The sequence below is a fragment of the Planococcus sp. 11815 genome, from assembly GCF_051096385.1.
In the GTDB taxonomy this organism is placed as follows: domain Bacteria; phylum Bacillota; class Bacilli; order Bacillales_A; family Planococcaceae; genus Planococcus; species Planococcus citreus.
Map to the genome: position 1 here is coordinate 2,263,834 of NZ_CP096991.1, position 26,813 is coordinate 2,290,646.

29 protein-coding genes are annotated in these 26,813 nt (G+C 48.9%); 12 read left to right on the top strand and 17 right to left on the bottom strand.

Annotation, left to right across the window (positions count from 1 at the left end; all coding sequences use genetic code 11):
* Positions 1 to 60: 60 nt before the first annotated feature.
* From M1Q06_RS11510 to M1Q06_RS11540, 7 genes are all read right to left on the bottom strand, one after another.
* Complete coding sequence (locus tag M1Q06_RS11510; RefSeq protein WP_121297928.1) at positions 61 to 558, bottom strand: cupin domain-containing protein; 498 nt, start codon at positions 556 to 558, stop codon at positions 61 to 63.
* 44 nt (positions 559 to 602) lie between these two features.
* The gene (locus tag M1Q06_RS11515) at positions 603 to 2,228 is read right to left on the bottom strand and encodes a M20/M25/M40 family metallo-hydrolase (RefSeq protein WP_121297929.1); all 1,626 of its coding nucleotides are present in this window, start codon (positions 2,226 to 2,228) and stop codon (positions 603 to 605) included.
* Between the two features lie 147 nt (positions 2,229 to 2,375).
* Entirely contained in the window at positions 2,376 to 3,539 is a 1,164-nt protein-coding gene (locus tag M1Q06_RS11520) for an aminotransferase class I/II-fold pyridoxal phosphate-dependent enzyme (RefSeq protein WP_434399658.1), read from the bottom strand.
* Positions 3,540 to 3,574: 35 nt separating this feature from the next.
* The gene (locus M1Q06_RS11525; protein WP_434399659.1) at positions 3,575 to 4,864 is read right to left on the bottom strand and encodes a TRAP transporter large permease; all 1,290 of its coding nucleotides are present in this window, start codon (positions 4,862 to 4,864) and stop codon (positions 3,575 to 3,577) included.
* Entirely contained in the window at positions 4,861 to 5,355 is a 495-nt protein-coding gene (locus tag M1Q06_RS11530) for a TRAP transporter small permease (RefSeq protein ID WP_274623847.1), read from the bottom strand. The genes M1Q06_RS11525 and M1Q06_RS11530 overlap by 4 nt, the downstream gene beginning before the upstream one ends.
* A 65-nt stretch (positions 5,356 to 5,420) precedes the next feature.
* The gene (locus tag M1Q06_RS11535) at positions 5,421 to 6,446 is read right to left on the bottom strand and encodes a DctP family TRAP transporter solute-binding subunit (RefSeq protein WP_434399660.1); all 1,026 of its coding nucleotides are present in this window, start codon (positions 6,444 to 6,446) and stop codon (positions 5,421 to 5,423) included.
* Entirely contained in the window at positions 6,443 to 7,108 is a 666-nt protein-coding gene (locus tag M1Q06_RS11540) for a GntR family transcriptional regulator (protein ID WP_434399661.1), read from the bottom strand. Before M1Q06_RS11540 ends, M1Q06_RS11535 begins: the two co-directional genes overlap by 4 nt.
* Before the next feature lie 214 nt (positions 7,109 to 7,322).
* Between M1Q06_RS11540 and M1Q06_RS11545 the strand changes: the two genes are divergently transcribed.
* Positions 7,323 to 8,699 carry an FAD-binding oxidoreductase gene (locus tag M1Q06_RS11545; protein ID WP_434399662.1) on the top strand — a complete coding sequence of 459 codons (1,377 nt, stop codon included), beginning with the start codon at positions 7,323 to 7,325 and terminating at the stop codon, positions 8,697 to 8,699.
* Positions 8,700 to 8,825: 126 nt separating this feature from the next.
* On the opposite strand, the gene M1Q06_RS11550 is transcribed toward M1Q06_RS11545, so the two are convergent.
* Positions 8,826 to 9,470 (bottom strand): CPBP family intramembrane glutamic endopeptidase, encoded by a 645-nt coding sequence (locus M1Q06_RS11550; RefSeq protein ID WP_434399663.1) that lies wholly within the window; start codon positions 9,468 to 9,470, stop codon positions 8,826 to 8,828.
* A gap of 224 nt (positions 9,471 to 9,694) precedes the next feature.
* Here M1Q06_RS11550 and M1Q06_RS11555 point away from each other — a divergent pair, with 224 nt between their 5' ends.
* The gene (locus M1Q06_RS11555; RefSeq protein WP_434399664.1) at positions 9,695 to 10,693 is read left to right on the top strand and encodes a TRM11 family SAM-dependent methyltransferase; all 999 of its coding nucleotides are present in this window, start codon (positions 9,695 to 9,697) and stop codon (positions 10,691 to 10,693) included.
* A gap of 85 nt (positions 10,694 to 10,778) precedes the next feature.
* On the opposite strand, the gene M1Q06_RS11560 is transcribed toward M1Q06_RS11555, so the two are convergent.
* Positions 10,779 to 11,624, bottom strand: coding sequence for a LysM peptidoglycan-binding domain-containing protein (locus M1Q06_RS11560; RefSeq protein ID WP_434399665.1), 846 nt, complete (start codon positions 11,622 to 11,624; stop codon positions 10,779 to 10,781).
* Positions 11,625 to 12,030: 406 nt separating this feature from the next.
* Between M1Q06_RS11560 and M1Q06_RS11565 the strand changes: the two genes are divergently transcribed.
* A complete protein-coding gene (locus tag M1Q06_RS11565) occupies positions 12,031 to 12,666 on the top strand; it encodes a hypothetical protein (protein WP_434399666.1) in 636 nt (211 codons plus the stop codon).
* A 54-nt stretch (positions 12,667 to 12,720) separates the two neighbouring features.
* Here the strand turns inward: M1Q06_RS11565 and M1Q06_RS11570 are convergent, their stop codons facing one another.
* Together M1Q06_RS11570 and M1Q06_RS11575 are read right to left on the bottom strand one after the other, a co-directional pair.
* Positions 12,721 to 13,026, bottom strand: coding sequence for a hypothetical protein (locus M1Q06_RS11570; protein WP_434399667.1), 306 nt, complete (start codon positions 13,024 to 13,026; stop codon positions 12,721 to 12,723).
* Between the two features lie 90 nt (positions 13,027 to 13,116).
* Positions 13,117 to 13,767: a LytTR family DNA-binding domain-containing protein gene (locus tag M1Q06_RS11575; RefSeq protein ID WP_121299462.1), complete on the bottom strand. Its 651-nt coding sequence runs from the start codon at positions 13,765 to 13,767 to the stop codon at positions 13,117 to 13,119.
* Positions 13,768 to 13,947: 180 nt separating this feature from the next.
* Between M1Q06_RS11575 and aceA the strand changes: the two genes are divergently transcribed.
* The 3 genes from aceA to M1Q06_RS11590 are packed head-to-tail and all read left to right on the top strand — an operon-like array spanning position 13,948 to position 16,985.
* Complete coding sequence (gene aceA / locus M1Q06_RS11580) at positions 13,948 to 15,240, top strand: isocitrate lyase (protein ID WP_121297941.1); 1,293 nt, start codon at positions 13,948 to 13,950, stop codon at positions 15,238 to 15,240.
* Positions 15,241 to 15,245: 5 nt separating this feature from the next.
* Positions 15,246 to 16,838 carry a malate synthase A gene (gene aceB, locus M1Q06_RS11585; protein WP_434399668.1) on the top strand — a complete coding sequence of 531 codons (1,593 nt, stop codon included), beginning with the start codon at positions 15,246 to 15,248 and terminating at the stop codon, positions 16,836 to 16,838.
* A gap of 18 nt (positions 16,839 to 16,856) precedes the next feature.
* Positions 16,857 to 16,985: a YhfH family protein gene (locus M1Q06_RS11590; protein WP_194098862.1), complete on the top strand. Its 129-nt coding sequence runs from the start codon at positions 16,857 to 16,859 to the stop codon at positions 16,983 to 16,985.
* Positions 16,986 to 17,031: 46 nt separating this feature from the next.
* Here the strand turns inward: M1Q06_RS11590 and M1Q06_RS11595 are convergent, their stop codons facing one another.
* Complete coding sequence (locus M1Q06_RS11595) at positions 17,032 to 17,325, bottom strand: hypothetical protein (RefSeq protein WP_058383316.1); 294 nt, start codon at positions 17,323 to 17,325, stop codon at positions 17,032 to 17,034.
* Positions 17,326 to 17,452: 127 nt separating this feature from the next.
* Here M1Q06_RS11595 and M1Q06_RS11600 point away from each other — a divergent pair, with 127 nt between their 5' ends.
* Positions 17,453 to 18,112, top strand: coding sequence for an HAD family hydrolase (locus M1Q06_RS11600; RefSeq protein ID WP_058383315.1), 660 nt, complete (start codon positions 17,453 to 17,455; stop codon positions 18,110 to 18,112).
* A gap of 31 nt (positions 18,113 to 18,143) precedes the next feature.
* On the opposite strand, the gene M1Q06_RS11605 is transcribed toward M1Q06_RS11600, so the two are convergent.
* The 4 genes from M1Q06_RS11605 to pcp form a co-directional block, all read right to left on the bottom strand.
* Positions 18,144 to 19,247: an ABC transporter permease gene (locus tag M1Q06_RS11605; RefSeq protein WP_434399669.1), complete on the bottom strand. Its 1,104-nt coding sequence runs from the start codon at positions 19,245 to 19,247 to the stop codon at positions 18,144 to 18,146.
* Positions 19,244 to 20,503, bottom strand: a complete 1,260-nt coding sequence (locus M1Q06_RS11610; RefSeq protein WP_434399670.1) for an ABC transporter permease — start codon at positions 20,501 to 20,503, stop codon at positions 19,244 to 19,246. Before M1Q06_RS11610 ends, M1Q06_RS11605 begins: the two co-directional genes overlap by 4 nt.
* A 13-nt stretch (positions 20,504 to 20,516) precedes the next feature.
* The gene (locus tag M1Q06_RS11615; protein ID WP_434399671.1) at positions 20,517 to 21,449 is read right to left on the bottom strand and encodes an ATP-binding cassette domain-containing protein; all 933 of its coding nucleotides are present in this window, start codon (positions 21,447 to 21,449) and stop codon (positions 20,517 to 20,519) included.
* A 170-nt stretch (positions 21,450 to 21,619) separates the two neighbouring features.
* A complete protein-coding gene (gene pcp, locus M1Q06_RS11620) occupies positions 21,620 to 22,231 on the bottom strand; it encodes a pyroglutamyl-peptidase I (RefSeq protein ID WP_434402870.1) in 612 nt (203 codons plus the stop codon).
* A gap of 133 nt (positions 22,232 to 22,364) precedes the next feature.
* On the opposite strand from pcp, the gene M1Q06_RS11625 reads away from it, so the two are divergent.
* The 4 genes from M1Q06_RS11625 (at position 22,365) to M1Q06_RS11640 (ending at position 25,513) form a co-directional block, all read left to right on the top strand.
* A complete protein-coding gene (locus M1Q06_RS11625) occupies positions 22,365 to 23,135 on the top strand; it encodes an ABC transporter substrate-binding protein (RefSeq protein WP_434399672.1) in 771 nt (256 codons plus the stop codon).
* A 31-nt stretch (positions 23,136 to 23,166) separates the two neighbouring features.
* Entirely contained in the window at positions 23,167 to 23,826 is a 660-nt protein-coding gene (locus M1Q06_RS11630; protein ID WP_101190766.1) for an amino acid ABC transporter permease, read from the top strand.
* A complete protein-coding gene (locus tag M1Q06_RS11635; RefSeq protein ID WP_434399673.1) occupies positions 23,819 to 24,541 on the top strand; it encodes an amino acid ABC transporter ATP-binding protein in 723 nt (240 codons plus the stop codon). The genes M1Q06_RS11630 and M1Q06_RS11635 overlap by 8 nt, the downstream gene beginning before the upstream one ends.
* Before the next feature lie 102 nt (positions 24,542 to 24,643).
* Positions 24,644 to 25,513 carry a hypothetical protein gene (locus M1Q06_RS11640; protein WP_434399674.1) on the top strand — a complete coding sequence of 290 codons (870 nt, stop codon included), beginning with the start codon at positions 24,644 to 24,646 and terminating at the stop codon, positions 25,511 to 25,513.
* A 50-nt stretch (positions 25,514 to 25,563) separates the two neighbouring features.
* Here M1Q06_RS11640 and M1Q06_RS11645 read toward each other — a convergent pair whose 3' ends face one another.
* Complete coding sequence (locus M1Q06_RS11645; protein ID WP_434399675.1) at positions 25,564 to 26,331, bottom strand: serine hydrolase; 768 nt, start codon at positions 26,329 to 26,331, stop codon at positions 25,564 to 25,566.
* A gap of 159 nt (positions 26,332 to 26,490) precedes the next feature.
* Here M1Q06_RS11645 and M1Q06_RS11650 point away from each other — a divergent pair, with 159 nt between their 5' ends.
* On the top strand, positions 26,491 to 26,763 hold the full coding sequence (locus M1Q06_RS11650; RefSeq protein ID WP_058383306.1) for a hypothetical protein: 273 nt from the start codon (positions 26,491 to 26,493) through the stop codon (positions 26,761 to 26,763).
* The last annotated feature ends 50 nt before the right edge of the window (positions 26,764 to 26,813 follow it).

The window sequence follows — 26,813 nt, forward strand, 5'->3', positions numbered from 1 at the left end:
AAACAAAAAGGACGAAGCGCGAGGTCATCACCTTGCGCTTCGTCTTTTTGTTATGCAACCTCAAGCATTCCATTCCGAAAGCAATGGCCCTTCGTCGCCGTAAACAGGGTCGGTCTTCGGAAGCGGCGTATTGTGGATATCTTCCAGCACATACGGGCGTTCATCAGGCTCCCCGGTTTTCAGGTTGTATTCCACACCCCTGGGATATGCCCCTACGATACGGAAGTCATCGCTTGCCGATAGACGTTTATGGCCTGTCCCCGCCGGTAAAACGCAGACATCCCCTGCTGCCACTTCCACTTCTTTTCCACTTTCGCCCCCCAATTGCAGGCGCGCCGACCCACTCACTACACCGAGTGCTTCGTGTGTGTTGCTGTGGAAATGGTGAAAATCGAATACACCGCCTTGCCACGTATTGCCCCAGCCATGCTGCTGAAAAGCCTGTTCGATTCGCTCTGTCTTTCCGCTGAATGCAGCGGGATAGAAAACTACTGGAAGCCCGGGATTATTCGGGATGGTGCCATCATCTTCAAAATGAAAAAACTGTGCTTCTTTCATTTCGATCAGCTCCTTTTGTCCTTCTTTACCCCGCGTGCTTCCAGTTATGCTTGTTTATTCGACAATACCGGCGTGAACTGAGTCAGCAGCAAATCTTCCAGCAGTACAGGAAGTTCCTCGAATGCACTCTTGCGGTTCAAACGCTCCGTGCGCTGATGCGCATCCCGCCCGAATGGCCCGACATTCAATACCGGTGCCTGAAGCTTTTTCATCGCATCAAATGGGACGCTATAGCTTCTGCCGTAAACTGGCGTGTTTTGTTCATAAGTCTGCCAGCCTTCGTTTTGGTCCTGGAAATTGACGTAACTTAAATCGGAGATGCCGTTGAAATAATGGCCTTGCTTCACTTCCAGGCCAAACCGCTCTAACGCCGTTTCTTGTACTTGCTGAATGCATTTCTGGACAAGCTTGGAATCGCTTGAATTGACTGGCGGATAATAGGGCGGCGCAAACAGCAGGATGACCGCAGGCGTCAGTTCATGACATTGAATCAACAATTGATCGGTGATGGCATGGGATTGCTCCCGCACATCGTGGTCCACATCCTCTGTCACATTCGACATGATCTGCTCAACCGTTTTCTCGCCCAATTTTTCAAGCGCATATTCCTTCAGCTCTTCAAAGCGGAAAACTTTCACTTCGTTGACCGGCTCGATTCCTTCACGTTTGCACATCTCGACGTAATCACGGCTCATTTTAGCCAATGCTTCACGAGCCGTTTCTTCAAACATTTGCATCGTTTCTTCCGCATTGCGTTCGAGCAGGAAAACATTGTACATGGAAACCGCGCGATACGGTGTCTGCGCGGAGTATTCCATTTTAACGTCGCGCTGCAAGACCGTTACCGGAAGCGGCGATGTTTCACCGTAAAGCGTTTCACGGAATTTCGGGTTCCAGCTCATTTCCTGGGTCAAATACGAAGCCATATAATTCGAAGTCAGCCCGCTGAGCGGTTCGCCGACATGTGTTTCTTTCCCGTAAAATAAGGCGCTCGGCATGATTTTCCCGATACTTCCGCTGTAGACTTTAAAATCGCTTTCTTTTGGGTCCTGGGCAAATACCGGTTCGCCGTTCAAGAATAAAGAATAATCGAGCTGATGCGTTTCGGCCAGTTCCAGGAGAAACGGGACGGCATGGCGCATGCCATTGGAATTGACTTCCTCATCCGGCACCGTCAACAGCAACAGATTGACCGGCCATTGTTCCGTCGATGCCTTTTCGAGCAAGGCCATATGCAAAGCGAGCCCCGCTTTCATATCCATCGTGCCGCGTCCGAACAAATAATTGCCCGATTCCAAATCGGCCAAAGCTTCTTCAGTGAGCATTTCCTTCCGGTCATGGAGCGCACGTGTCAACAGGCGCGGATTTGAAGCCAGCGGGCGCAAAACCCCGTAATCCTCAGTGGACACCGTATCGAAATGGCTGATCAGAACGACCGTATCCACAGCGTCTTCATGTTTATAAAGTGCCGTCAAAAACGTCCGGCCCCAGTTGACTTCGCCGAGCTCTAAGTGGTCCGGGTGCTGTTTAAAATACTCCAATTCACCCAATAAACCTTTTAATTTAACCGGGAATTCCGCTTCTCCTTGCGTCAGGTAAATACTTTCCCAGCTGACCAGCTCGCACAGCAAATCCTCCAATTTCTCCGGTGTATCCCAGAAACGCTCCATGTAGACCAACCCTTTCCTGTTCCTTTAAATTCAACTTATGGTGTTTAGTTACCGTCGTGTCAAAAAGAACCATTTTATCTCCATAAATACTTCGAACAGCCCGTGCGATTAATCCGCCGCGGGCTTTTCGAAGCTGTTGCCATTGCCTTATATTGTATGGAGTGTGGATATAAATTTCTCCAGACGGTCCATGCCCTCTTCCAGGACAGACATGCTGTAAGCATAGGAAATGCGCAGGAATCCTTCGCCGTATTCCGTAAAAGCAGATCCCGGAACAGCGGCCACTCCGCCTTCTTTCAATAAGCGGATGGCAAATTCATAGGAAGGTAACCCGAACTTTTCAATCGAAGGGAAAATATAGAAAGCCCCGTTCGGCTTGATGACGTCAATGCCCATGTCCGTCAGGCGCCCATAAACGAAATCACGCCGTTCAATATAGGCTTTGTTCATTTCCGCAGGCACATGGCGTTGATTCGTCAAGGCTTCGATTGCGGCGTATTGAGCCGGGGCAGAAGCGCAAATTGCGTTGTATTGATGTACTTTCAACACATGCTCCATGAGTTTCGCTGGCCCAAGTATATAGCCGATGCGCCATCCTGTCATGGAATGGGATTTTGACAAACCATGGATGAGGACCGTTTTATCGCGCAAGCTCTCGAAGCAAGCAAATGTGCAATGCGTGCCGCCGAATGTATTCTCGCTATAAATCTCATCAGTCACGATATACAATTCGTGGCGTTCAAAGACATCTTTTAAAGCGGACAATTCATCCATCGTCATCGTGACGCCTGTCGGATTGGACGGAAAGTTCATCAATACCGCCTTCGTGCGCTCATTGATCAATTGTTCAAGCGCTTGTGGCTCGGGCTTAAAATCGGTATCCGATGTATCCAAGTAGACGACTTTGCCGCCGCATAGTTCCACTAATGGCCCATACCCCGAATAAGTCGGTGCCGGCAGGATGACTTCATCGCCTTCTTCCAGTATCGTCCGGAAAACGGAATCCAAGCCTTCGCTCGCGCCGTTCGTGACAATGATTTCGTCTTCTGTCCGATAAGACAAGCCATAGCTGTCCTTGAAAAAAGATTGAATGGCTTTGCGCAACTCCAAGACGCCTGCGTTATGCGTGTAATTGGTTTGGTTATTGCGGATGGCATCGATTCCTGCCTGCTTGACCGCATCCGGCGTCGGGAAATCCGGCTGGCCGACCGTCAAATTGACCGCATCCGGATAATCCACCATTTGGTTGGCAAATTGGCGAATGCCTGAGAAGACAATCGACTCCGCCCGTTTGTTAATTGTCATGCTCATAGAAAAAACAACCTTTCTTAAATTAGAAATAGCCCTTATTCATAAAGACCTGGCAGCCATAGGGAAAGCTGCGGGACGAACGTGATAACCAGCAAACAGATGATCATTGTGAATAAGAATGGCAGGACCGCATAAGCGATTCGCTCGAACTTGACGCCGCCCACACTCGAGGCCACAAATAAATTGACGCCGAGTGGCGGTGTAACAAAGCCGATCGCCAAGTTCGCGACGAGCACGACACCGAAATGGACAGGGTCCACGCCCACTTCCGTCACGATTGGCAGCAGGATTGGCGTCAGGACGACTAGTGCCGAAATCGTATCGATAAACATTCCTACTACGAGCAATAATACATTAATGGCGAGCAGAATAACGAATGGATTGGTCGATAAAGCCGTTAAATAATCGGAAATCTCACCCGGTATTTGCTGGATCGTCATGAAATAGGCGAAAGATACCGATAAACCGATGATGATCATCGTCGTCGCATTGATGACAATCGTTTCGCGGAAACTTTCATACAAGCCTTGCCAGCTAAGTTCTTTATAAACAAATTTCCCGATAATGATGGCATATACGACCGCGACAACTGCCGCTTCTGTCGGCGAGAACACCCCGCCGTAGATGCCGCCAAGGATGATAACGGGAATCAGCAATGCCCATTTAGCATCCCAAAACGCTTTTCCGACATCCTTTAAATGAAACTCCGATTCTTTGCCGGGTTCCGGTTTATAGCCGCGCTTTTTCGAAATCAAATATGCCGTCAGCATCAACGCAGAACCGACAAGAAGTCCCGGCAAAATACCGGCCAAAAACATGCTGCCGACAGATACACTGCCGATGACGCCGTACAAAACGAACGGAATGCTCGGCGGAATCATGACGCCGATCGAGCCGGCAGATGCCGCAATGGCAGAAGCAAAACCACCGCTGTATTTCCGTGCTACCATCGCTGGAATCATGAAGCCGCCGATTGCCGCAACAGTTGCGGGACCGGAACCGGATATCGCAGCGAAGAACATACAGGCAACAATCGTCACCATGCTGAGCCCGCCAGTCATCCAGCCGACCATGGCAGACGCTAGATTCAACAAGCGCTTCGAGACGCCGCCCTTGCCCATCAGGACTCCGGCAAGCATAAAGAACGGAATCGCAAGCAGCGGGAATGAATCAAGTGAAGTAAACGCTTTTTGCGTAATGATGCTCAGCGGCATCGTCGTACCGAAATAAATAGCCGTCAGCGCCGACACGCCAAGTGCGATGGCGATCGGCACACCAATCAATAAACAGACAAACAAAGTACCGAATAACAGGGCGATCGTCATGCCTGAACACCCCCGTCTTTATGCATTTCGTAATCGCCTTTCCAAATTTGGCGCAATTGCACAATCAAACGGATACACATGCCGATACCGCCGATTGGAATCGCCAGGAACGGAATCCACATCGGCAATTGCATGGCTGGGGTCACTTGACCGTTGGATAAACTTTGCATGACAAGAAGGGTTCCAAAATAAGCCAGGAATAAAGCCATCGCAAACCAAATCATTAAAGAGATGGTTTCCAAGATCTTTCTCGTAAGCCCATGAAAGCGGGTAATGAATGCTTCGACTCGGATATGTTCACGCAATTTCACGGCATAGCTTGCGCCAATCCATACTTGGAAAATATGGATATAGCGCGCCATTTCTTCCGTCCAGCTCGGCGCATTGGAGAATACGTAGCGCCCGACCACTTGGCCGAAAATCAAGGCGACCATCGCAACCAGCGTCAGCACCAATAATGCTTCTTCTGCTTTCGCGAATTTCTTCATCATCAGAATCTTCCTTTCTAAAAAGAAAAATCAAGGAACCACGTCCTTGATTTTTCATCTGTCATTGCTTAGTTATTTGCCTCAAGAGCTCTGTCGATTAAATCTTTTCCGATCTGGCCTTCGTATTTTTCATAAACCGGTGCTGCCGCTTCGCGGAAAGCGTCGCGCTGCTCATCAGTCAAGTCGTTGATTTGCATGCCTTCCGCTTCCAGCTGCTCCATGAACTCAGTATCCTGCTGTTGAGCAAGTTCACGTTGTTGGTCGCGGAACTCTTCAGATGCTTCCATCAGCAACTCCTGTAAATCTTCAGGCAAGCTATTGTAGAAATCATCGTTCATGAGAAGTGAAGTCGCGGCATACACGTGTCCTGTCAATGTCAGGTAATCCTGCACTTCATAGAATTTATTCGTGTAATAAAGCGAAATCGGGCAATCCATTGCATCGTATGTGCCTTGCTGCAAGGCTGTGTACAATTCACCGAATGCAAATGGCGAAGCATTGGCGCCGAACGCATTGAATGTATCCGTATGAAGCGGGCTCTCGAGTGTACGCATCTTCAAGCCTTCCATGTCTTCCGGCTTTTCAATCGGCCCTTCATTATTGGAAACATGGCGGAAGCCGTTTTCCCCGAAGACAAGCCCTTTCAAACCATTGCTTTCCAAATCGGCCATCAATTCCTGGCCCAGTTCCCCGTCAAGTGCTTTGTAGGCCGCTTCATTGTTATTGAACAAGAATGGCAAATCGAATACCTGGAACTTCTCATTGAACGAAGCCATTGCAGCTACTGCTGGAATCGTCATCTCAATATTGCCAAGCTGCACCGCTTCGATCGCTTCGCGGTCAGAACCGTATAGCTGTCCGTTCGGATACAGCTCCACTGTAATCCGGCCGTCGGATTCAGATTCCAGTTTTTCTTTAAAATCGACTGCCGCCACATGGGAGGACTGCTCCTCAGGCACCAGATGGGCGAGGCGGATCGTATACGTTTCGCCGTCTCCGCCTTCGTCGCCTGATGAACTGCCGCTGTCCGGCCGGCCGCAAGCGGCAAGGATCAATACGAGCATAAGTAAAATTAGTCCTGTAAGTTTTTTCATAGTTCCTCCTGTGAAATGTATTTCAGCAGCCTGTCCTCGATATTGTCGAGGTGGGCAGCCAAGTATTTTTTAGTCTTCTCCAAATCCCCTTGTTCCAAAGCTTCAATGATGGCACCGTGTTCTTGGTGGGCGATCACGGCACTATCGAATACTTTTTTAGACAACAGCAAAAACGCACGGCTGCCTCCTGTGTTCACTGCGTGAATCAATTCACGCAAGCGCTTGTTCGGGTGGTATTCATAGAATTGGTCATGGAACCATTGATCCCAATCCATGAATTCCGCAAAATCATGCGCTTGAATCGCTTCCCATTGACGTTCATGGGCATAGCGCAATTCCTTTAAGACATGCTGTTGATCTGCTTTCGACAACCCTTCAATCCCGTAAATCTCAAGCAATCTCCTGAGCTCCATGATTTCCTTGACGTCCTGGTGGGTAAATTTGGCGACGAGCGCCGGTTTCGTTTTCCTCAACTCGATAAGCGCATCAACAGCGAGTCTCTTCAGCGCCTCCCGCAGCGGCGTCCGGCTGATGCCCAGCTCAGCTGCGAGCTTTTCTTCCGGCAATTCTTCCCCCGGCTTCAATTCTCCGCTGATGATCATTTTCTTGATGGATTCGTATGCCTGTTCAGCCAGCGTCGGCTGCTTGACGATTTTTCTCATGATTCCTCCCTTCCCATCCAAAACTTACACAGTGTATACTGTATACAGAAAGTATAGAATACTCATTTTTATTTGTAAACATAAATTTCAGAATAAATTCACATTTTAGACATATCCTTTTTCCGTTGAAGAACCTATACTTTTAAGTTACCGTTCCACCTCGCGAGAAAAAGCCAGTGCATGCTCTTGTATAAATAGAAAAGGAGTTGTTCAAATGTCCATTAAAACGAATGACGAGTGGATCAAAATCTTATCAGGCCGCTTGAACCCCGGCCAATTATCCACAAGCGAAGGCGAACGCTATCGCCATAGCCATGATGAATCCGACCATGCTCCTGTCGAACCCGACGTGGTCTGTTTCCCCGAAAGTACAAAAGATGTCCAGGCGGTGCTCTTGATTGCGAAAGACCATCACATTCCGGTCACGGCTTTTGGTGCCGGCTCTGGTCTCGAAGGATCCGCCATACCGATCAGAAAAGGCATTTCGCTTAATTTTGAACGGATGAATCAAGTGCTTCATTTTGCACCCGAAGACTTGCTCGTGACTGTTCAGCCCGGCATCACACGTCTCGCCTTGAACCAGCGCATCAACCGGCATGGCCTGCAGTTTCCGATTGATCCCGGTGCGGATGCATCGATCGGCGGCATGGCAGCGACCAACGCGAGTGGCACGACCGCCGTCCGCTACGGCGTCATGCGCGACCAGATCCTGGACATGGAAGTCGTGCTGTCAAACGGCAGCATCATCCATACCGGAACGAAAGCAAAAAAAAGTTCTTCCGGTTATTCCATCGGCGGTCTGTTCGTCGGTTCAGAAGGAACGCTTGGGATCATTACCGAAATCACCTTGAAGCTCCACGCCATCCCGGAACATACCATTGCAGCCTCGTGCACTTTCGAAACGCCGCGCGAATGTGCCGAAGCGGCGAATAGTGTGCTATTGATGGGCATCCCGGTGCAGCGTATGGAATTCGTCGATGCCCCGAGCATTAAAAAGGTCAATGAATACGGCAATTATGGGCTTCCTGAAAAACATTCGCTGTTCTTTGAATTTGCCGGACTGACGCAGTCGGCCATTGAAGACGCCCGCCTCGCGGAGGAACTCATGGAGGATTTGGGCGCGCAAAATTGGCACGTTGCTGCCGATGCTGAAGAACGTGCCACGATCTGGAAAGCACGCCATGAAATGGCCTATGCCTACCGCCACCAGCCCGGCGTTTCTGTCACGGGCGGCGACGTCTGCGTGCCGATTTCCAAATTGCCGGAGCTTCTGGAACACGGCCGTGAACTGATCGAAGCGAGTGGATTGGAAGGCGGCCTGCTTGGCCATACCGGCGATGGCAATTTCCATACCTGCATCGTGTACGACCCTGAATCGATAGAACAAAAACAATTGGCTTTCGGAATTAACGACCAGCTGGCGTTCCGTGCGATTGAACTTGGCGGCAGTTGCACAGGGGAACACGGCGTCGGTCTCGGCAAGCAAAAGTTCCAGGAAAGTGAACATGGCGAAGCCTTGGCTCTTTTCAAAAACATGAAGCAGATGCTCGACCCGGACAATCTATTGAATCCCGGGAAGATCTTCGCGTAGCGGCCATCATCTTCAGCAACAAAATAGGCTATAGGCCAGCTTATGTATCATCTTTTTATCCACACCAAAAATCCCCGGCAACTTTGTTTACACAAAGTTGCCGGGGATTTCTATTCGTCTATCAACTCAATAAATCCATAAAAAGAATACCACGGACGAAAAATTCGCCAAAAAATGTGAGATGGCACTGATCCAGGCATTGCCTGTTTTGTAAAAGACAATCCCGTAAAGCAAGCTATTGATGAACACAAAGAATAAATCATATACAACGATAGACGTATCTCCTAAAGCGGCATGGCCGAGTGCAAAGAGCAACGACGATAGCAGCAATGCCGGAAGAATGGGCATCGCTTTGCCCAATTGATTTTGGAAAAAAGCACGCCATGCAATCTCTTCCCCTAAGGCGAAAAAGGCTAATTGAAAAACTAACAGCAACAGCAAATCCCAGGATAGAAAAGCTTCGGTTCTCGCGACGACATGCACGAGATAATCAGGCAAAAAGACGATGGCAATACCGATGCTGACCAAATTCACCACTACCGGAAGAATGATCCACAGCCAGATGCCTTTGTGTTTCAAATTCTTCGGCACGTTCCGGAGGTCCAATCCACTTTCGCTAGAAGACTGCTTTTCTCTCCGTTTAATGATAAAAAAGAAAATGATGCCGATGATCACGGCAAGTCCCGCAATTTCGACTCCTGAAAAATTGGCGAATGACAGGATCGCCATAAGGATCATGCCGATTAACGGCAATACACCTATGTTTTTCATCTGTCCACCCCTTCAACTGATTTAGAAACCCCAAAGTGATGTTTCCAGTTTCTTCTAGCTTTACAATTCGGCTCAACTCCTGTTATTCCTCCTTTGGTGAGGCGTCTCTGTTGTTTCATAAACTAACTCACCATTTGGAAGCCCATTAACCGCTTTTATCGCTTTTGATTCGAGACAATTGGTATACTGTTCAAGATAACAAGCTTCAAGAAGGACGGGATGAATTGAAACCATTATCGCCAACAGGCGGATTTATATATACCTATGCTTATCATCAAGACGAGAAGGATTTATGCCAATTGGAAATGCGCGCATTTTTTGGAACGGACACTGGCGGAAAAGTCATCAAAAGCAACCGCGCCATCGCCCCAGGGCGAAGCCCATTCATCAAGGAACGAATCGAGCTCTTGTTTGAAGAAGCCGAATTCGCGGATATTGTAAAACGGGCTGGTGGATTGGACATGGAGGATTCCACATTTAAAGTGATCTTTCCGAAAATCAACGGCTTGGAGGCGGCTGAGCAAGTGGATTTTGACGAAAAGCGTGACATGGAGCGCCAGATCGGCTTTGTGATTAAAGGAAAAGCCGATGTCCACAACCCCAATATCATATTTGGGTTGATTCCATATGGTGGCCGCTGGCATTTCGGCATCTATCAATTGAGCGAGTCGGTCTGGTTCAAACATCAGCAAAAACCGCGTGAATACTCAACTGCTCTCAGCACGAAAACCGCTCGCGCCATCGCCAATATTGCCGTACCGGATCCGAAGGGAGTTAAAGCGATCGACCCTTGCTGCGGAATCGGGACGGTGCTCGTCGAAGCTTTATCGATGGGGATCGACATCGTCGGCCGGGATATCAATCCGCTTGTCGTTGACGGTTCGCGGGAAAACATCGCGCACTTCGGCTTGTCGGGATCGGTTGACTTGGGTGCGATTGCCGACATTACAGAGCAATATGACGTCGCCATCATCGACATGCCCTATAACCTGTACACCCACGCAACCCCCGATGAACAACAGGAAATCCTGAAACACGCTTTGCCGGTCACCGAAAAACTGCTTGTCGTCACCATCGAACCAATCGACCATATGATCGAACAAGCAGGGTTCACGATAATTGACCGCTGCATCGCGAAAAAGTCATTGTTCCTACGGGAGATTCTCGTCTGTGAAAAAATAGGGATGCCCTCTTATGCCGGGAAGAAATTTCAACAAGCATGAAATACAATGCGCGACCATAAAAAATCACCCCGACAATTAGTTCGGGGTGATTTTTCGCTAGCCGTCCAAACACCTACACCATTTGCTATTCCAGTTCTTGCACCGCATAGGAAACCATTTCATAGCGTTCGCCGACCCGTACGACCGTAAATGTCAGCCTAAGATCATTGCGATCCGCCAGATGCTGGATAGGCTCGTTTCCTTGGTAAAGGTTGACCGCATAGTAATCATTGCCGACTTTCACTTCGATCACGCGGCCATCTGCCAGCCCGAATGGTTCTTCAGTGGTGAGTTCAAGAACTTTCCCAGTGATTTTAAGCGGCTGGAGTACTTGCAATTCTCTGCTGGGCAAAGTGATGGTGTTGCCGAATTTATTTCGCAACGTGTATTTCGTATCGCCTGACCTCACATAGTACGTTGCAGAAGTCCGCTCAATTACTCCGACATCTGGGTACAGCGTCAAGACTTGTCCGATCATGATCAAGTCTGATGTCAAATTGTTCATTTTCTTAATGCTGTCGATCGACACGCCTGTTCGTTTGGAAATGGAGTACAAAGTATCCCCTTTGACCACTTGATAATTTCTTGCATTTAAATCTTCCTGGTTTCCGGACCATGGTTGGGTTTTATGCGGGATGGCGATTTTTTGCCCAACGATGATTTTCGTGCTCGTCGTGAAGTTCGCCGCCATCAGCTGTTCCACCACCAAGCCATACTTTTTCGCGATGCTGTAGAACGTATCCCCTTTTTGGACAATGTAATAACTGGCCACTTCGGTAGCTGCACTGGGTGACAGGATAGGGCCTGCCGCTGCTGCGGATGAGACTAGCGCAAATGATAAGAGAACTTTAGATAGCCGTTTCTTCCCTTTCGGCGTTCGTGGCTCTTTCTGGTTGGCTGGAGGGACAGGTGTCAAATGAAGTTCAGTCATTTTACCTCCCTACTTTCCTGTTTTATTTTATATCCACCACTACTTAAGTACCCTTTTATTAAAAATAACAATCATTAATTTGTTATTATTACAGCATTTTCACATTTCGTTATACCGTATGTAAATCTTTCACTTTCCTGACTTCTATCCATGGGGCAGTCATCAATTGCTACATTCCCCCTTAATATAAGGTGTTGGATATTTTGACATCGCCTACATCAATGGCTATCATAAAACCATAGAATTAATTCTGCTCCATAACAGGGTCAGGCCATCGTTCATGCGCGAATGTCGCCCCTTTTCCAGTGATTGATTGTCCCATATTTTAATAATTCGGTAGAGTGAGCCAGACAATTGAGCTGGAGTAACACCAAGAGAGCGGAAGCTTCTTTTTGGTGTTTTTATTTTGCATAATAATCCTATTTATATACTTTTTGTTGTTAACAAAGACAGAAAGGAGAATTCGATGTTCGGTTTTTCTGATTTTATTTCACTCGTGATTTCCGCTTTTATCATACTGCCATTAACGATTCTCATAAGGGAAACGGGATATCTGATTGCCAGCGGCGTTGTCGGGGTGAAAAATCCGAGGCTGACGATCGGCTCAGGACCGCGTGTTTTTAAAATCGGGATATTCGATGTACGCAAGTACTATCAATTGTACAGTTGGTTTTCTTACGATTCATTGAAGAGAGACAATAAATTCGCTTATATTTTTTTATATGGGAGCCCTATCATGATGACGCTTGTTCTGGCATTGTCACTCAATGCGCTCCTTGCTAATGGCGTCCTACAGTCATTCATGACTTTTTGGGATCGATTTATTTTCTACGCTATTTTTTACCTATTGTTTGATGTGGTGCCGATGAAAATGCAAGGGGGCATGCCCAATAACGGCATGATTATTTACGAGATGCTGCGGTATGGGAAACGGATGGATTACAACGAAAGCCCTTTTATCCCTGCAACATCAGACATGGAACAAGACCAGGAAGAGCTTATCGAGAAACTTAAAAACCAACGAAGTGAACAGGGAAAATAAATACACAAACAAAAAAGCCGTTGCTTTCCAACGGCTTTTTTATATGGAAGAAACTTATATCCACCAATTCCACGAAACGACGAGCGCGATGATAGAGACGACGACCGAGGCAATGACTGCCATGGAACGTTCTCTCCGTATCAACATCGAAGTAATGCCAGAGACCAACGCAACGACAAATGAAGCAAGGGACATCAGCAGCAGAAACGTCAAAAGCAAATTATCGGTCATTTCCCCTTCAAATGCCAGCGGCAACTCCTGGAATGCACCGGCAAGCGCGATGAGCAGTGCCAATAGCAGCGGGACGACCGTGAAGACCACAGATATATTGCCGAGCTTGGATTTAGGCCAGATTGTCATATCAGCCTCCACCTTCCCCCTCGTTTTATGTTCTGCATAGTGTATTCCACTTGCCGCCCCCATTTCCTGCCGAACGAATTGTAAAAATTGTTAAAATCCGAGGCGGCTGCGCACTTCGGCTGTATAGTTTTGGCTGACGGGAATCGTTGAGCCATCGCGCAAAGTCAAAACATAATTCGAGGCGACGTCTTTTGCGATTTCTTCTATATAATGCACGTTGACGATAAATGAACGATGGACGGTCAGGAAATAATCGGGCAATTGTTCTTTCAGGTTCTTCAGTGTATGGCTCGAACAATATGGATCTTCATCTGCATAGAACCAGGTTTTCTTTTGGCTGCTTTCGATATGGGATACTTTCTCGACGGGAATCGGCCGCCAACTGTCGTCTTGCTTGCCTGTCAAAAAGGCGAGCGGCTTTTTTCTCCCTACCACATAATCGGGCGGCAAAGTGATGACCAGCACGGCATCTCGGTTGTCGATGGTAATCGGGTAGCCAATGCCGTAATAAGCAGATCCAAGAACAGCTTCTTCAACATACATCTCGACTTTGCTGCCTTCTTTTGCAACGCGTGCCGCAATGGTGCCGGATGATACTGGCTGCCCTTCTTTAATGGAGAGATCGTGGACACCGGCTTTATAGTAGATATACCGATTATCGGCTGCAACCGCGATCGATGCCTCTTTCGGAATCCAGTCCCCGATGATGAATCCTACCTGTTCCAATACAGTGTTTGCCATAGTCATTTCCCCTTTCAAGTCCATTCGTCCGAATATTCCGCCTCTTATCCGCCTATATCGGCTTTTGTCATTTTTTCAGGACAGGCTGAATATTCTGTTATATATTAATATACATCAAAACAAACTGTATTAATACAGTTGATTTTAAAAATATTTCTACACCGGAAAGGGATGGTTGGAATGGTAAACAAACAACAGCAAATCGAGGAACTGAACAAAACATGGCAGGAAGATAAACGCTGGGAGAACATCGAGCGTCCATATACAGCGGAAGATGTTGTCAAACTCCGCGGATCAGTCATGATCGAGCATACACTCGCGAAACGCGGTGCAGATCGCCTCTACCGCCAGATTAACGAAATGCCTTTTGTCAACGCACTCGGTGCACTGACTGGCAACCAGGCAGTCCAGCAAGTAAAAGCAGGACTCCAGGCGATTTACTTGAGCGGCTGGCAAGTAGCAGCGGACGCAAACTCCGCAGGCCAAATGTATCCTGACCAAAGCTTGTACCCGGTTAACTCGGTTCCGGATGTTGTCCGCAAAATCAACCGTGCATTGCAGCGTGCAGACCAAATCGACAGTGTCGAAAACACAGAAGGCTTCGACTGGTTCGCACCGATCGTCGCAGATGCTGAAGCTGGATTTGGCGGCCCCCTTAACGTATACGAATTGATGAAGTCAATGATCGAAGCTGGCGCAGCTGGCGTTCACTTTGAAGATCAACTCGCTTCCGAGAAAAAATGTGGACACTTGGGCGGGAAAGTATTGCTTCCGACTCAAAACGCAGTGAAAAATCTTGTCTCTGCTAGACTTGCAGCTGACGTCATGGGCGTTCCGACACTCATCATCGCACGTACGGATGCAGATGCAGCAGACTTGATCACAAGCGATATCGATGAGCGCGACCACCAGTTCATCACCGGCGAACGCACACCGGAAGGCTTCTACCGCACAAACCCAGGCATCGACCAGGCAATCGCCCGCGGCCTTGCTTACGCACCATACGCTGACTTGATCTGGTGCGAAACGTCCCACCCGAACTTGGAAGAAGCACAGCAATTCGCTGATGCCATCCATGCACAGTTCCCGGGCAAGATGCTTGCGTACAACTGCTCGCCTTCATTCAACTGGGCTGCGAAGCTTGATGAGGAAACCATCGCGAAATACCAAGTTGAACTTGGCAAGATGGGTTATAAATTCCAATTCGTTACACTTGCAGGATTCCATGCACTCAACCACAGCATGTTCGAACTGGCTTACGACTACAAAGACAACGGCATGGCTGCTTACTCGAAATTGCAGCAAGCTGAATTCGCTTCAGAATCAAAAGGCTACACAGCAACTCGCCACCAGCGCGAAGTGGGCACAAGCTACTTCGATGAGATCTCACAAATCGTTTCCGGCGGAACTAGTTCAACGACGGCGATGAAAGGCTCGACTGAAACCGAACAATTCCAGACAGTGAAAGGGTGATTTGATTGCTGACGAAATCGAATGTACAGATTACAGGTGAAGCAGTTCCAGGCATGGAGGAGATCCTGACTCCTGAAGCGCTGGAGTTCATTGAGAAGCTGCACACTCGTTTCGACAAGCGTCGGATCGAACTTCTGGAAAAACGCCAGGTGCGCCAACAAGAACTCGATAGCGGCAAGAAGCTAGACTTCCTTCCTGAAACGAAAGAAATCCGTGAAGGGGACTGGAAGATCGCCCCCCTTCCGGAAGATATGAAAGACCGCCGAGTGGAAATCACCGGCCCGACCAACCGCAAAATGCTCATCAACGCGCTGAACTCCGGCGCGAAGATGTTCATGGCGGACCTCGAAGACGCTACAGCGCCAAGCTGGTACAACGTCATCGACGGACAAGTCAATTTGCGTGATGCAATTCGCCGGCAAATCGATTTTGAAATGCCTGAAACCGGCAAGAAATATGCGCTCAACGAAAAAACTGCCGTCTTGATGGTCCGCCCGCGCGGCTGGCATTTGCCGGAGAAGAACCTTCTCATCGATGGAAAGCCGACTTCCGGCAGCCTTGTCGATTTCGGACTTTACTTTTTCCATAATGCGAAAGAACTGATTGACCGCGGCACTGGCCCTTACTTCTATTTGCCGAAGCTTGAGAGCCACCTGGAAGCCCGACTTTGGAACGACGTGTTCATCTTTGCACAAGATGAGCTCGGCATTCCGCAAGGCACGATCCGGGCGACGGTGTTGATTGAGACGATCATGGCAGCATTCGAAATGGACGAAATCCTTTACGAACTGCGCGACCATTCTGCGGGACTCAACTGCGGCCGCTGGGATTACATCTTCTCTGTCATCAAGCGGATGCGCAACAATCCGGAATACATTTTCCCGGACCGCTCCCAAGTAACGATGACGGTTCCATTCATGAAAGCCTATACCTCGCTGTGCATCAAAACCTGCCACCGAAGAGGCGCTCCGGCGATGGGTGGCATGGCTGCACAAATCCCGGTCAAGGGCGATGACCAAGCAAACACGGCCGCTTTCAACAAAGTTGCCGAAGACAAACGCCGTGAAGTGACGGATGGACATGATGGCACGTGGGTCGCCCATCCAGGCATGGTCCAGACGGCGATGGAGCAATTCGACAAATACATGCCAACGCCGAACCAAATCGACAAACAGCGCGACGATGTCCACGTGACCGCAGAGCAGCTGGTCGAAGTTCCGGAAGGCTCGATCACTGAACAAGGCCTCCGCTCCAATATCTCGGTCGGCATCCAGTACATCGCCTCTTGGCTCTCCGGAAACGGGGCTGCACCGATCAATAATTTGATGGAAGATGCGGCGACAGCGGAAATTTCCCGCTCCCAAGTGTGGCAATGGATTCGCCATCCGAAAGGCGTACTGGATGATGGCCGCAACGTCGACGTCAGCTTGTTCCACGAAATCATCGAACAAGAAGATGCGTTGATCAAACAAACGGTCGGCGAAGAACGCTATAACACCGGACACTACGCGGAAGCCCGCGAGTTGTTTACAAGTCTCACGTTGCAAAGTGATTTTGCTGAATTCTTGACGCTGCCAGGGTACGAAAAACTAACCTAATAACTGGAGGAGATCACTATGAAAAACATGCAAACATTTGAGACGCGTACACGTAAAGAATGCCGGGAATGCGGTTGTGAAATCAAGGAACGCCGCGAATCGATCATCTACGAATGCGAACGCTGCATCGCGAATAAAGACGAATAGACAATAAAGAAGGGAGATCCATAATCGGATCTCCCTTTTCTATCGTTCATTCCTGGTTTGATGCTTCAATGCGGTAGCTTTCATCAGCTTCGATAGCGTTGAAAATATTGATATAACGCATGCCTTGCTGCGCAGGTTCTTCCGGTGCTTCCTCTTCATCGAGCACTTCCTTGAGCGGTTGCTTGACCGGCTCTTCGACAGTCGCATCGTAGTCTTCCATCAAACTTTGGAGTTCTCCGTATGAGTCGATGCCTCTCGATTCTTTCACTTTTTCAAACAGGCGGTCCGATTCGTCTTGCGTCAATTCCACATATCCGACCGTGATTCGTTGCTTTGCCATGTCTACCCCTCCAGCTTCATCGTTTCTTTTCCATACCCTCGTGAAGAAAAGGGCTAAACATACTTGGTGAAAACTGGAGGTTTCCGCTATGATGGAAACAGCAGGAAAATGAAAGTGGAGGGATTCTATGCGCGTCGCCATATTCGATTTCGATGGCACTTTATATGCAAAAGAGACATTTCAATTGATGATGAACCATTTAAAGAACCACCCGATCCACAGCCGCAGATACCGTAAATTTTACCGTGCCATCATGCCGCCATATATCGGCCATAAACTGAAAATCTACCCGGAAGCGAAAATGAGGGCTCGTTCCGTCCAGGCCTACCTCGCCGCACTCGAGACTTTTTCCAAACAAGAACTGGAAGAATACTTCGGCGAAATCGCCGAACTCATGCACGATGATTTCAACCACGAAGTCGTCGAGCGCCTAAAGCAGCACGTCTCCAACGAAGACTATTGCATGCTCGTCTCCGGCGCATTTACGCCGCTCTTGCATGCCGTAACGAAGGAATTGCCGATTGAGAAAATCATCGGTACAGAAGTTCCTTATGAAGCAGATATTCTTGCACACAGAACACCTGTTATCCATATCCAGGGGCCGCTCAAAACCGAAAAGATCTTGGAAGCACTTGGCGATCAAGCAATCGATTGGAAAAACAGCTATGCCTACGGCGACAGCCTGTCAGATGTACCTGTACTGGAACTTGTCGGCAATCCCGTCGCTGTTCGTCCCGAACCGCGACTGCGAACACTCGCCTCTGAACGTAATTGGGAAATTATTTAAAAAAGAATCGCACATAGCGATTCTTTTTTTATTATGAAGCGCTGCGCCATTCCATCAAACGGATGGCAATCGCCATGCAGATGCTGCCGAAACCAAGCAACAGCAATAACGGAATCGCGACCGCCTGCAGGCCGTTTCCGTAGACGGCGACACTCGTTAACGCCTGCAAACCGTACGTGATGGGCAATGCTTTCGAGACCGCGAGCAGGATTTCATTGGTCACCAGCTCAATCGGCCAGAACGCCCCGCCCACCATCGCCATTCCTGTCGCGACAATCGGAATGACGGCACCAAGCTGCTGCGGTTTGGTGATGAGCGAGATAATCAACAGCCCGAGTGCGACGATGGAAAATGTGTAACATGCCGCAATGGCGATCAATAGCCAGAATCGATCCCCTAGCTCAAAGCCGAACGCAAAGCGGAACAATAGGAAAATAAGCGTAATCTGGGAAAAACCGATCAAAAAACTATAGCCCAGATGGCCAAGATACATCTGCCATTTGCGGACCGGCGAAATGATCATCCGGCTCCAGGTCCCTGTCCTCTTTTCATCCACGATGCGTACCAGGCTGAACATGATCGTATAGATGACAAAGAACAAGGTCATGCCAAACAATAGCTGAAGCTGCCCATTGTATTGAAAACTGTCTTCCTCGCCTTGCAGCGATTCAACTGATAGCGTTAACGCCGGTTCAGACAAGGCCGACTCCATTTCCGACCTGATTCCTGGTGTCGTTTGCTCCGCATTTTCGAGACGCAATTCTTCTGAATAGATGCGTCTCAGGAACGAATCCAAGGTAAAACGCGCCGGATCTTCCCTGCCGACAAGCAAACGGTAATCAGCTTCAAGCAAATTGACGGCTTGGGAGACGTCTCCTTCCGCTACATATGAACGGGCTTCGGATTCGGACATTAATTCAAACTGGAATTGTTCTCCGCCGTTCAAACGTTCAATCCAAGTTTGTGCTTGCTGATTGTTCATTGATTTATCCGCATAGACGGGAATCATTTGCGGCCCGCTTTGCCCGCCTGCCGCTGTAACAGAGACGAAAATGACGGTAAGCCCAAACATCGCCAACACGAGCAGGGGTTTTCGGTAAAAACGGCGCCATTGCAGTAAGAACACAGCTTTCATGCCGCTCCCCCCTTTCTCGGAAATATGGCGAGTGCCAATAGCAAGAAGATTACTGCTACGACCGCAATCCGCAAGAGCGGACCTGTCAATTGGCCGAGCTCAGGTTCTAACAGCCAGGAAAAATAGGCGGACAGCGCCGCTCCGTTCGGGGTCCAATTGCCGATCGCCCGAAGCATTTCGGGCATGCCGTCAAGCGGCATAAAACTGCCGCCGACAAACGCCATTAGGGAAATGACACCGCCTGAGAAAATCGCTGGCACGGCATCGCTTTCAAGTCTCAAGGTTATAGCGACCATCAGAGCTGCGAGGCAACCGACCGATAATGCCAGTACGATGGAAATGATGGCGATCCCCGACCAAAAAGCCCAAGAATCCGCTGCAAATGTCTGGAACAACAACGCCGACAAGCCGAACAATAAAGTAAGCTGCACCGAGACAATTGCCGCTGCAGCGATGGCCTTGCTACTCAAATACAGCAGCGGCGGCCGGTTCGACAAACGGATCCGGTCGAAAACCATCTGCTTTTGTTCAAGATTCGCCTGTCCGGCAATTGTGGACCCGACAAACAACACAAACATGACGGCCATGCCGATCGTATAGTATTGAAACGAAGTGATCGGCTGACGTGCAGTGATCGTTTCGATGCCGCCAGACACTTCCGTTGCCGATTGTTGTCCCGACAGCCTGGAAATCGATGCTTCAAAATTTACGGTGCGCACAAATTCGTTGAGGATGGACTTGAGAACATCTGTTTGCGGAGATGATAAATCCGCTACCAGCAATTCCAGTTCGCCGCTTTTGCTTTCGCCAAACAGCATATTTCTTAGGGAATCTTCTGTGAACCCTTGCGGCAAGGTAATGACCGCATCCACCGTTTCTTCATCCAGGCTTTCTTGCGCCTCTGCCCGGCCCATCCGTTCAATCGTTATTAATTCACTCAAACTCTCATCTTCCAGAAGGGAGACAAGCATCGTTTGCGGACTGGCCGATTCAGCCGCCTGTTTCAGCGCTTGTGTTTCTTCCGGTGGCAGCCCCATTTCCTCGATATCACTTTGAAGCGACGCCACTGCCTGCGCTTCGTCCTCTTGTGACACAAGCGCTATGTCCATTTCCAAAGCTTCCAAATCCCCTGAAAAAATGCCGCGCAGTGAAAAGCCGAGAATCGCGATGAGTAAAAAAGGCATCGCTAAAAGTATCAATAGTTCGGAACGGTCGCGGAGCAATAACATGATGTCTTTTATCAAAAAAGCGCTCATAAAGCTCCCCTCCTCAGTCCCTTAATTTGCGACCAGTCAGCCGCAGGAATACGTCTTCAAGGGTCGGCGTCTGGACATTGACGTTGACCACTTGGGCCCCGTAGCGTTCCGCTTCGTGGAACAAAGCCGCAAGCAATCTTGTTCCTTTCGGGATGATCAGCTTCAAGCTATGCTCCTCAGCTGTCGCCTGCTGCACCCCTTCTATTTCGCTGAGTTTTGTAAAGAGTTCCGGATAACTTTGGTCGAAATCGATCATTACCGTTTCCTGATCCGACAAAATCGCTTTGAGCTCTTCTTTCGTTCCTTCCGCGATGACTTTTCCGTGGTCCATGATGTAGACGCGGTCACAGAGCTTTTCCACTTCTTCCATGTAATGGCTCGTATAGAGGACCGTCATTCCTTCGTCCTGGTTGAGCTTGCGGATTGTCTCTAACAGGTGGTTGCGCGATTGCGGGTCGATGCCGACTGTCGGTTCGTCCATGATCAGCACTTCCGGTTCATGCATCATCGCTGCTGCCAAATTGACCCTCCGCTGCATGCCTCCAGAATAATTTTTGACCAGCTCTTTTTTCCGGTCTGCCAAACCGACGAGTTCCAGCACATAATCGATGCGCTGTTCGAGCTCGTTTCCCGACAATCCGTATAGCCGGCCAAAGAACTTCAAGTTCTCATAAGCGCTCAACTCTTCGTATAAGGCTATTTTTTGCGGCACGACGCCAAGCACACGGCGCATGTCACCAGGCTTTTTCAACACGCTCTTGCCGTTAAGCTTCACATCTCCCGAGCTCGGCTTCATCAACGTGGAAATCATGGCAATCGCCGTGGACTTGCCAGCCCCGTTCGGCCCCAATAGTCCAACCGATTCCCCTTGCCTAAGCACCAAACTCACATCATCGACCGCAATGGTATCTTTGAATTTTTTTGTCAGCTGCTCCGTTTCAAGCATAAGGCACCTCCATTCCTAAAACTCTTGTTAAATCTATCCTACTGCAATTCACAAAAAATGCCATTATATTCTATAAAGAATATTCACTCTTTTGCTGTGAATTGCTCTCCCATCTATTTCTGCTCACAATAAAAAGACAGAGCTCCAAGGCTCTGTCTTTTTAAGTTTCATTATCTTTCTTCAGCCATCGTTTCCAAACAAATCCGCACGCCGCGCAATAAGTCTTCATGGGACCAGCTCGGCAGCTTTCCGTGTTCAATTGCCAATTGGTGATCCGCCGGTATATGGATAAAGCCCGACAGCATTTCCGGCTTGTTCGTAGCTGCGTAATGAAGCCCTTCATACATAATATTATTGCATAGATATGCACCAGCTGTATTGGAAATCTCCGCTGGAAGCCCTGCCTGAATCAAAGCTTTTGTCATCTTGCGTACCGGCAAGGTCGATAAATAAGCGTCGGGCCCTTGCGCAGAAATCGGTTCATCAATCGGCTGGTAGCCTTCGTTATCCGCATCTCCATCTTTCACATTAAGTGCGACACGCTCAGGTGTAATCTTGTAGCGGCCAGCTGCGAACCCCAAAGAAACGACTGCATCAGGCTTCAACTCATCGATCCATTGCACTATCAGTTCACCTGAATGATTAAAATTGACCGGCAAGATGCGGCTGATGATGCGGTATCCGCCAATCTGTTCGCCGTCCAATTTCTCCGCAATTCTCATCGTCGGGTTGACCGTGTATTCCAAAAAAGGTTCGAATCCTGTCAAAAGCAAAGTTTTCATCATTTCACACTCCAGTTTTCTGAACTATTTGAATTAATAATTATTCATAAATATGTATAAAAACTCTTTTACTTGTCGTGTCGTCGTGTTAAGATTCATTTTATCGAATAAAAATACAACGGAGGGAATTATTATGAAAAAATCATACTTACTTGCAGGCGGCGTTTCTGCACTGCTATTGACAGCTTGCGGCCAAGAAGACACAGCGACTGGAGCTGCCGAACAAAAAGAGGTATTGGAAATGGGTACATCCGCTGAGTTCGCGCCTTTTGAATCGCGCAACCCACAGGGCGACATCGTCGGGTTTGATATCGACCTTGCTAATTATATCGCAGATGAACTTGGGGTTGAACTGAAAATCACTGATATGAAATTCGACGGTTTGATCGGCGCTTTGCAAAATGACCGTGTCGACCTGGTGTTGGCTGGCATGTCGGCGACGGATGCCCGCAAGGAAAACGTCGACTTCTCCACGGAATACAATCATTCCGGTGAAATGTTCGTCTCCCAAAAAGGCTCAGGCCTCGAGACGCTTGAAGACCTGGAAGGATTGACGGTTGGCGTCCAACTCGGAACGATCCAGGAAGAAGGCGCCAAGAGCATCATCGAGGAGGAAGCAATCGATTTTGAACTAAAGGCGCTCGATGATTCCGGCGCATTGGTCCAGGAGATCCTTTCCGGACGCATCGATGCTGCCTATATGGATAAGCAAGTTGCGCTCGGCTATATCGAAGCACAGGGGCTCGATGCATTTGACGATCCGACGACTGCCTCACCTGGCATGGCTGTTGCCTTCCCGAAAGGCAGTGACCTAGTTGATGAAGTCAATGCCGTCCTCGCTGAAATGGAAGAGAGCGGCAAACTCGATGAACTAAAAGACAAATGGCTCACAGACGAGCAGTAAAATTCACCCTTAGAAAAGAGTTGGAACTGTTATGAATCTAGATTTTTCACAAATCGTCCCGTATATTCCCTTCATGCTCGAAGGCATTTGGGTGACTTTAAAATTCGTCTTTTTCGCGATCATTCTCGGCTCCATTCTCGGGACCGTGCTGGCACTGTTTAAAATCGGTTCAGCAAAGCCGCTGAGATGGTTCGCCGATGCTTATACGTCGATTTTTCGTGGAACGCCGCTTATCTTGCAGCTGATGATCATTTACTATTCGATCCCCCAATTGACCGGCTATGATATCTCGCCATTTCTATCCGCAATTCTCGCATTCGGCTTGAACTCCTCCGCTTATATTTCGGAAATCATCCGCGCCGGCATCCAGGCGGTCGACAAAGGCCAACTGGAAGCGGCGCAAGCTCTTGGTGTCCCGTACGGTGCGATGATGAAAGACATCATCTTGCCGCAGGCGCTGAAGAATATCCTGCCTGCCTTGATGAATGAATTCATCACCTTAACGAAAGAATCCGCCATCGTCTCGACGATCGGCTACCTGGACTTGATGCGCCGGGCACAAGTGGTCGGGGCAGACTTGTTCCGCAACTTTGAGCCGCTATTGTTTGTCGGCCTGATCTATTGGTGCCTGGTCATGGGCTTAACGGTAATCGGGCGCATGGTCGAAAGGAGATTGAAGCTTAGTGATTGATGTACAAGCTTTATCGAAAAAATTCGGGGACAACCTCGTATTGAGCGATATTACAACCAGTATCCAAAAAGGCGAAGTCGTCGCGATCATCGGCCCGTCCGGCTCCGGTAAATCAACCTTTCTGCGCTGCTTGAATTTACTGGAGACACCGAGCTCGGGAAGCATCGAAATCAATGGCAAGAACTTGACCGCCTCCAAAAAAGAAATTCACAAAATCCGCCAGCAAATCGGCATGGTGTTTCAGCATTTCCACCTTTTTCCCCACATGACGGTGCTGGAGAATTTAATGTATGCCCCGATGAAAGCGAAAGGCATCAAAAAGTACGACGCTGAAGGAAAGGCACGCCAATTGCTTGAGCGCGTCGGCTTAGCACAAAAAGCCGATGCCTACCCGAATAGCTTATCCGGCGGCCAGAAGCAACGTGTCGCGATTGCACGCGCACTTGCCATGGAACCGGAACTCATGCTGTTCGACGAGCCGACTTCGGCACTCGACCCGGAAATGGTCAAGGAAGTATTAGAGGTCATGAAAGATCTTGCAAAATCCGGCATGACGATGGTTGTCGTCACCCATGAGATGGGCTTTGCGAGAGAAGTCGCAGACCGCGTGTTGTTTTTGGACCACGGTGTCCTTGTCGAAGAAGGCGAGCCTGAAAGCTTTTTCAAACATCCGGCGAGCGAACGCGCACGCGATTTCCTGGATAAAGTACTGTAACGGAAAACGTTCATGTGATGCTCAAAACTCTCGCCCATTTTCGGGTTTCCCTCGTGCTATAATCGGTAGTGCAGGAAATACCCGAAATTTGAGGTGGAAATTTTGTTCAGAAAGATTGTCATATTGATCATTACTTTGTTTTTCATGGCACTGATCATTTTTACAGCAGTCATGTTTTTGAAAAATGAAGAAACTCTTTATACCCACGAAGACGTTGAGCTCAGCATCGACAAGCCGACCTTCATCACGCTCGGCAAAGTACAGACGGAAACAGACGGAAATGTCACCACTGACATCTATCCTTTGACCTTCCTGACCTTGTCAATCGGTTCGCTGGCCATTACGGAAGAAACTTTGCCCAACGGTGATGTCCTCCTCTTCGACAAAGTCGAAAATACCGGCTGGATGCCGTTTACGTTTTCGATGAACCGCAGCGGCGTGGAAGATGCCATGATTACACGTTGGAATGAAGACACGATGCTGCAGCAAGAGGAAGAAACATACGGCACTGATGCCACGCGCAATCCCTTTGGCGTCATTCGCAGTGCAGACACCGAAACGCTGCAAGGCAATATTTATGTGTCCCGCGGCTTGTCGCTTGGAAACGGTGAACGCGTACAGGAACTGCGCCATGAGATCTACGATTTCCCTGTCGAAGAAGGCGTGATGGAAAAGAGCTTATGGCTCCCGCCGAAGCACCAAAGCGAAAGCTGGATGCTCATTTCAAGCGAAGCACTGTTCGACTCACCTGAACCCGAGACCGATTGGGTCCAATTCGCCAACGACAACCGCCGCGCGCAATTCAATTGGCTGACGCCGGATGGCCCGCGCCAAAAGATGGCCTTGACGGATGATTTGCGGACCGAGCTTGCCTATACCATTCCAGAAGATCCGGAATCGGCGTACTCTGAATGGTTCGAGCAGACATCTTCACGCTTTTTTGAATCGATGCAACAGTATTTAGCTGAATAAGCCTAAATCCCCCTCGCCTAGAAATTGGCCCGGGGGATTTTTAAAATTTCTTAAGTAACTGATTTCATCTGTTGATGGATTAAGAGCCCGATATTCGCAATCAAATGTTGGGCTTCCAGTGGATTACCCGCCCCTTCCACAAAAACCGCAGCGATGGCGACATTTTCTCCTTCCCCAAAAACCCCGACATCTGCCTGCAGGCCAGCCAGTTCACCGGCTTTGCCGTAAAACTGCACTTCATCTTCCTCGATGGCTCCTGTCAGTTTGCGGCTTTGCTGATTACCCAGTATCTCCATGGCCCGCTTTCTCTCCCGCTCCGGCAATTCGCCTGGCATGGCGAACGCTTCCATTAAGCGAATCATATCGCTTGCACTGGTTCGGTTATCGAGCCCTTTTTCAGCCGCTTCGAAATCCATGAAGTGCCGCTCGATTTTCGTGTTGTTCAAACCAAGATCGCTGCACGCCTTATTGACGGTTTCTTTCCCAAGCAACTCCAGCACCGTATTCGAGGCGGCATTATCGGAAACGATAATCATCAAGGTCAATACATCCCATAAGGCTAATTCTTTAAGTGATGGCAGATGGTCCAGCACGCCTGCTCCTCCGGTCGGTTTGCCCCCGAACGCAATTTTCTGGCCGCCCGACAGCGTGCCATTTGCGATTTGCCGGCACGCTTCGAACAACAGGGCCAATTTGATCGTACTCGCTGCACGCGTCGAGGCCTCACTATTGATATACACTCGGCTTGCCCGGAATTTAATTGCCACACTGACATGGCCTGAAGACTCGCCAATCAGTTCTTTTATCGCCTTTTCCACTGCTGTCACACATCCTTCCTTGATGATTCATTTCGGCAAAAATCGTTCCAGTCCTTTAAGTCAAATTAATATTAAAAAGACAGAATAATCTGTATAATAAAAAGTGAAAATAGAGCTTGTCCGTCGTTCTTGCGATTTTAACAGAAGGAGGATATCATCATGGAACGCAAATGGGTGGAACGGAAAGAAGTCGAATTGCGGCTCGATGAAGAGTTCAATGCGATTTTGAACATGATCGGCGAAGGCGGCCCGGACTATGCAAGAATCGACGAAGACATGGAACCGAAGGAATTGAGGGATTGGCTTGCTGAAGAATTCGATTCGATCTTGAACATGATCGGCGAAGGCGGCCCAGACTATGCAAGGAACGATGAAGATATCGAAATGCAAATCATGAAGCACGACGAAGCCAAATCCCGAGACCTTCATTGATTGCTCCCCCTTCTTAACCGGAGGGGGATTTTCTATTGAAAAAAGCACCA

Bases quoted from the DNA above. Each gene is read 5' to 3' on its own strand.
- M1Q06_RS11535 (WP_434399660.1), bottom strand. From the start codon at position 6,446: ATGAAAAAACTTACAGGACTAATTTTACTTATGCTCGTATTGATCCTT.
- M1Q06_RS11520 (WP_434399658.1), bottom strand. From the start codon at position 3,539: ATGAGCATGACAATTAACAAACGGGCGGAGTCGATTGTCTTCTCAGGC.
- M1Q06_RS11625 (WP_434399672.1), top strand. From the start codon at position 22,365: ATGAAAAAATCATACTTACTTGCAGGCGGCGTTTCTGCACTGCTATTG.
- M1Q06_RS11530 (WP_274623847.1), bottom strand. From the start codon at position 5,355: ATGATGAAGAAATTCGCGAAAGCAGAAGAAGCATTATTGGTGCTGACG.
- aceA (WP_121297941.1), top strand. From the start codon at position 13,948: ATGGTAAACAAACAACAGCAAATCGAGGAACTGAACAAAACATGGCAG.
- M1Q06_RS11550 (WP_434399663.1), bottom strand. From the start codon at position 9,470: ATGAAAAACATAGGTGTATTGCCGTTAATCGGCATGATCCTTATGGCG.
- M1Q06_RS11630 (WP_101190766.1), top strand. From the start codon at position 23,167: ATGAATCTAGATTTTTCACAAATCGTCCCGTATATTCCCTTCATGCTC.
- M1Q06_RS11545 (WP_434399662.1), top strand. From the start codon at position 7,323: ATGTCCATTAAAACGAATGACGAGTGGATCAAAATCTTATCAGGCCGC.
- M1Q06_RS11595 (WP_058383316.1), bottom strand. From the start codon at position 17,325: ATGGCAAAGCAACGAATCACGGTCGGATATGTGGAATTGACGCAAGAC.
- M1Q06_RS11570 (WP_434399667.1), bottom strand. From the start codon at position 13,026: ATGACAATCTGGCCTAAATCCAAGCTCGGCAATATATCTGTGGTCTTC.
- M1Q06_RS11510 (WP_121297928.1), bottom strand. From the start codon at position 558: ATGAAAGAAGCACAGTTTTTTCATTTTGAAGATGATGGCACCATCCCG.
- M1Q06_RS11575 (WP_121299462.1), bottom strand. From the start codon at position 13,767: ATGGCAAACACTGTATTGGAACAGGTAGGATTCATCATCGGGGACTGG.
- pcp (WP_434402870.1), bottom strand. From the start codon at position 22,231: ATGAAAACTTTGCTTTTGACAGGATTCGAACCTTTTTTGGAATACACG.
- M1Q06_RS11560 (WP_434399665.1), bottom strand. From the start codon at position 11,624: ATGACTGAACTTCATTTGACACCTGTCCCTCCAGCCAACCAGAAAGAG.
- M1Q06_RS11540 (WP_434399661.1), bottom strand. From the start codon at position 7,108: ATGAGAAAAATCGTCAAGCAGCCGACGCTGGCTGAACAGGCATACGAA.
- M1Q06_RS11515 (WP_121297929.1), bottom strand. From the start codon at position 2,228: ATGGAGCGTTTCTGGGATACACCGGAGAAATTGGAGGATTTGCTGTGC.
- M1Q06_RS11605 (WP_434399669.1), bottom strand. From the start codon at position 19,247: ATGAAAGCTGTGTTCTTACTGCAATGGCGCCGTTTTTACCGAAAACCC.
- M1Q06_RS11590 (WP_194098862.1), top strand. From the start codon at position 16,857: ATGAAAAACATGCAAACATTTGAGACGCGTACACGTAAAGAATGCCGG.
- M1Q06_RS11610 (WP_434399670.1), bottom strand. From the start codon at position 20,503: ATGAGCGCTTTTTTGATAAAAGACATCATGTTATTGCTCCGCGACCGT.
- M1Q06_RS11650 (WP_058383306.1), top strand. From the start codon at position 26,491: ATGGAACGCAAATGGGTGGAACGGAAAGAAGTCGAATTGCGGCTCGAT.
- M1Q06_RS11525 (WP_434399659.1), bottom strand. From the start codon at position 4,864: ATGACGATCGCCCTGTTATTCGGTACTTTGTTTGTCTGTTTATTGATT.
- M1Q06_RS11615 (WP_434399671.1), bottom strand. From the start codon at position 21,449: ATGCTTGAAACGGAGCAGCTGACAAAAAAATTCAAAGATACCATTGCG.
- M1Q06_RS11600 (WP_058383315.1), top strand. From the start codon at position 17,453: ATGCGCGTCGCCATATTCGATTTCGATGGCACTTTATATGCAAAAGAG.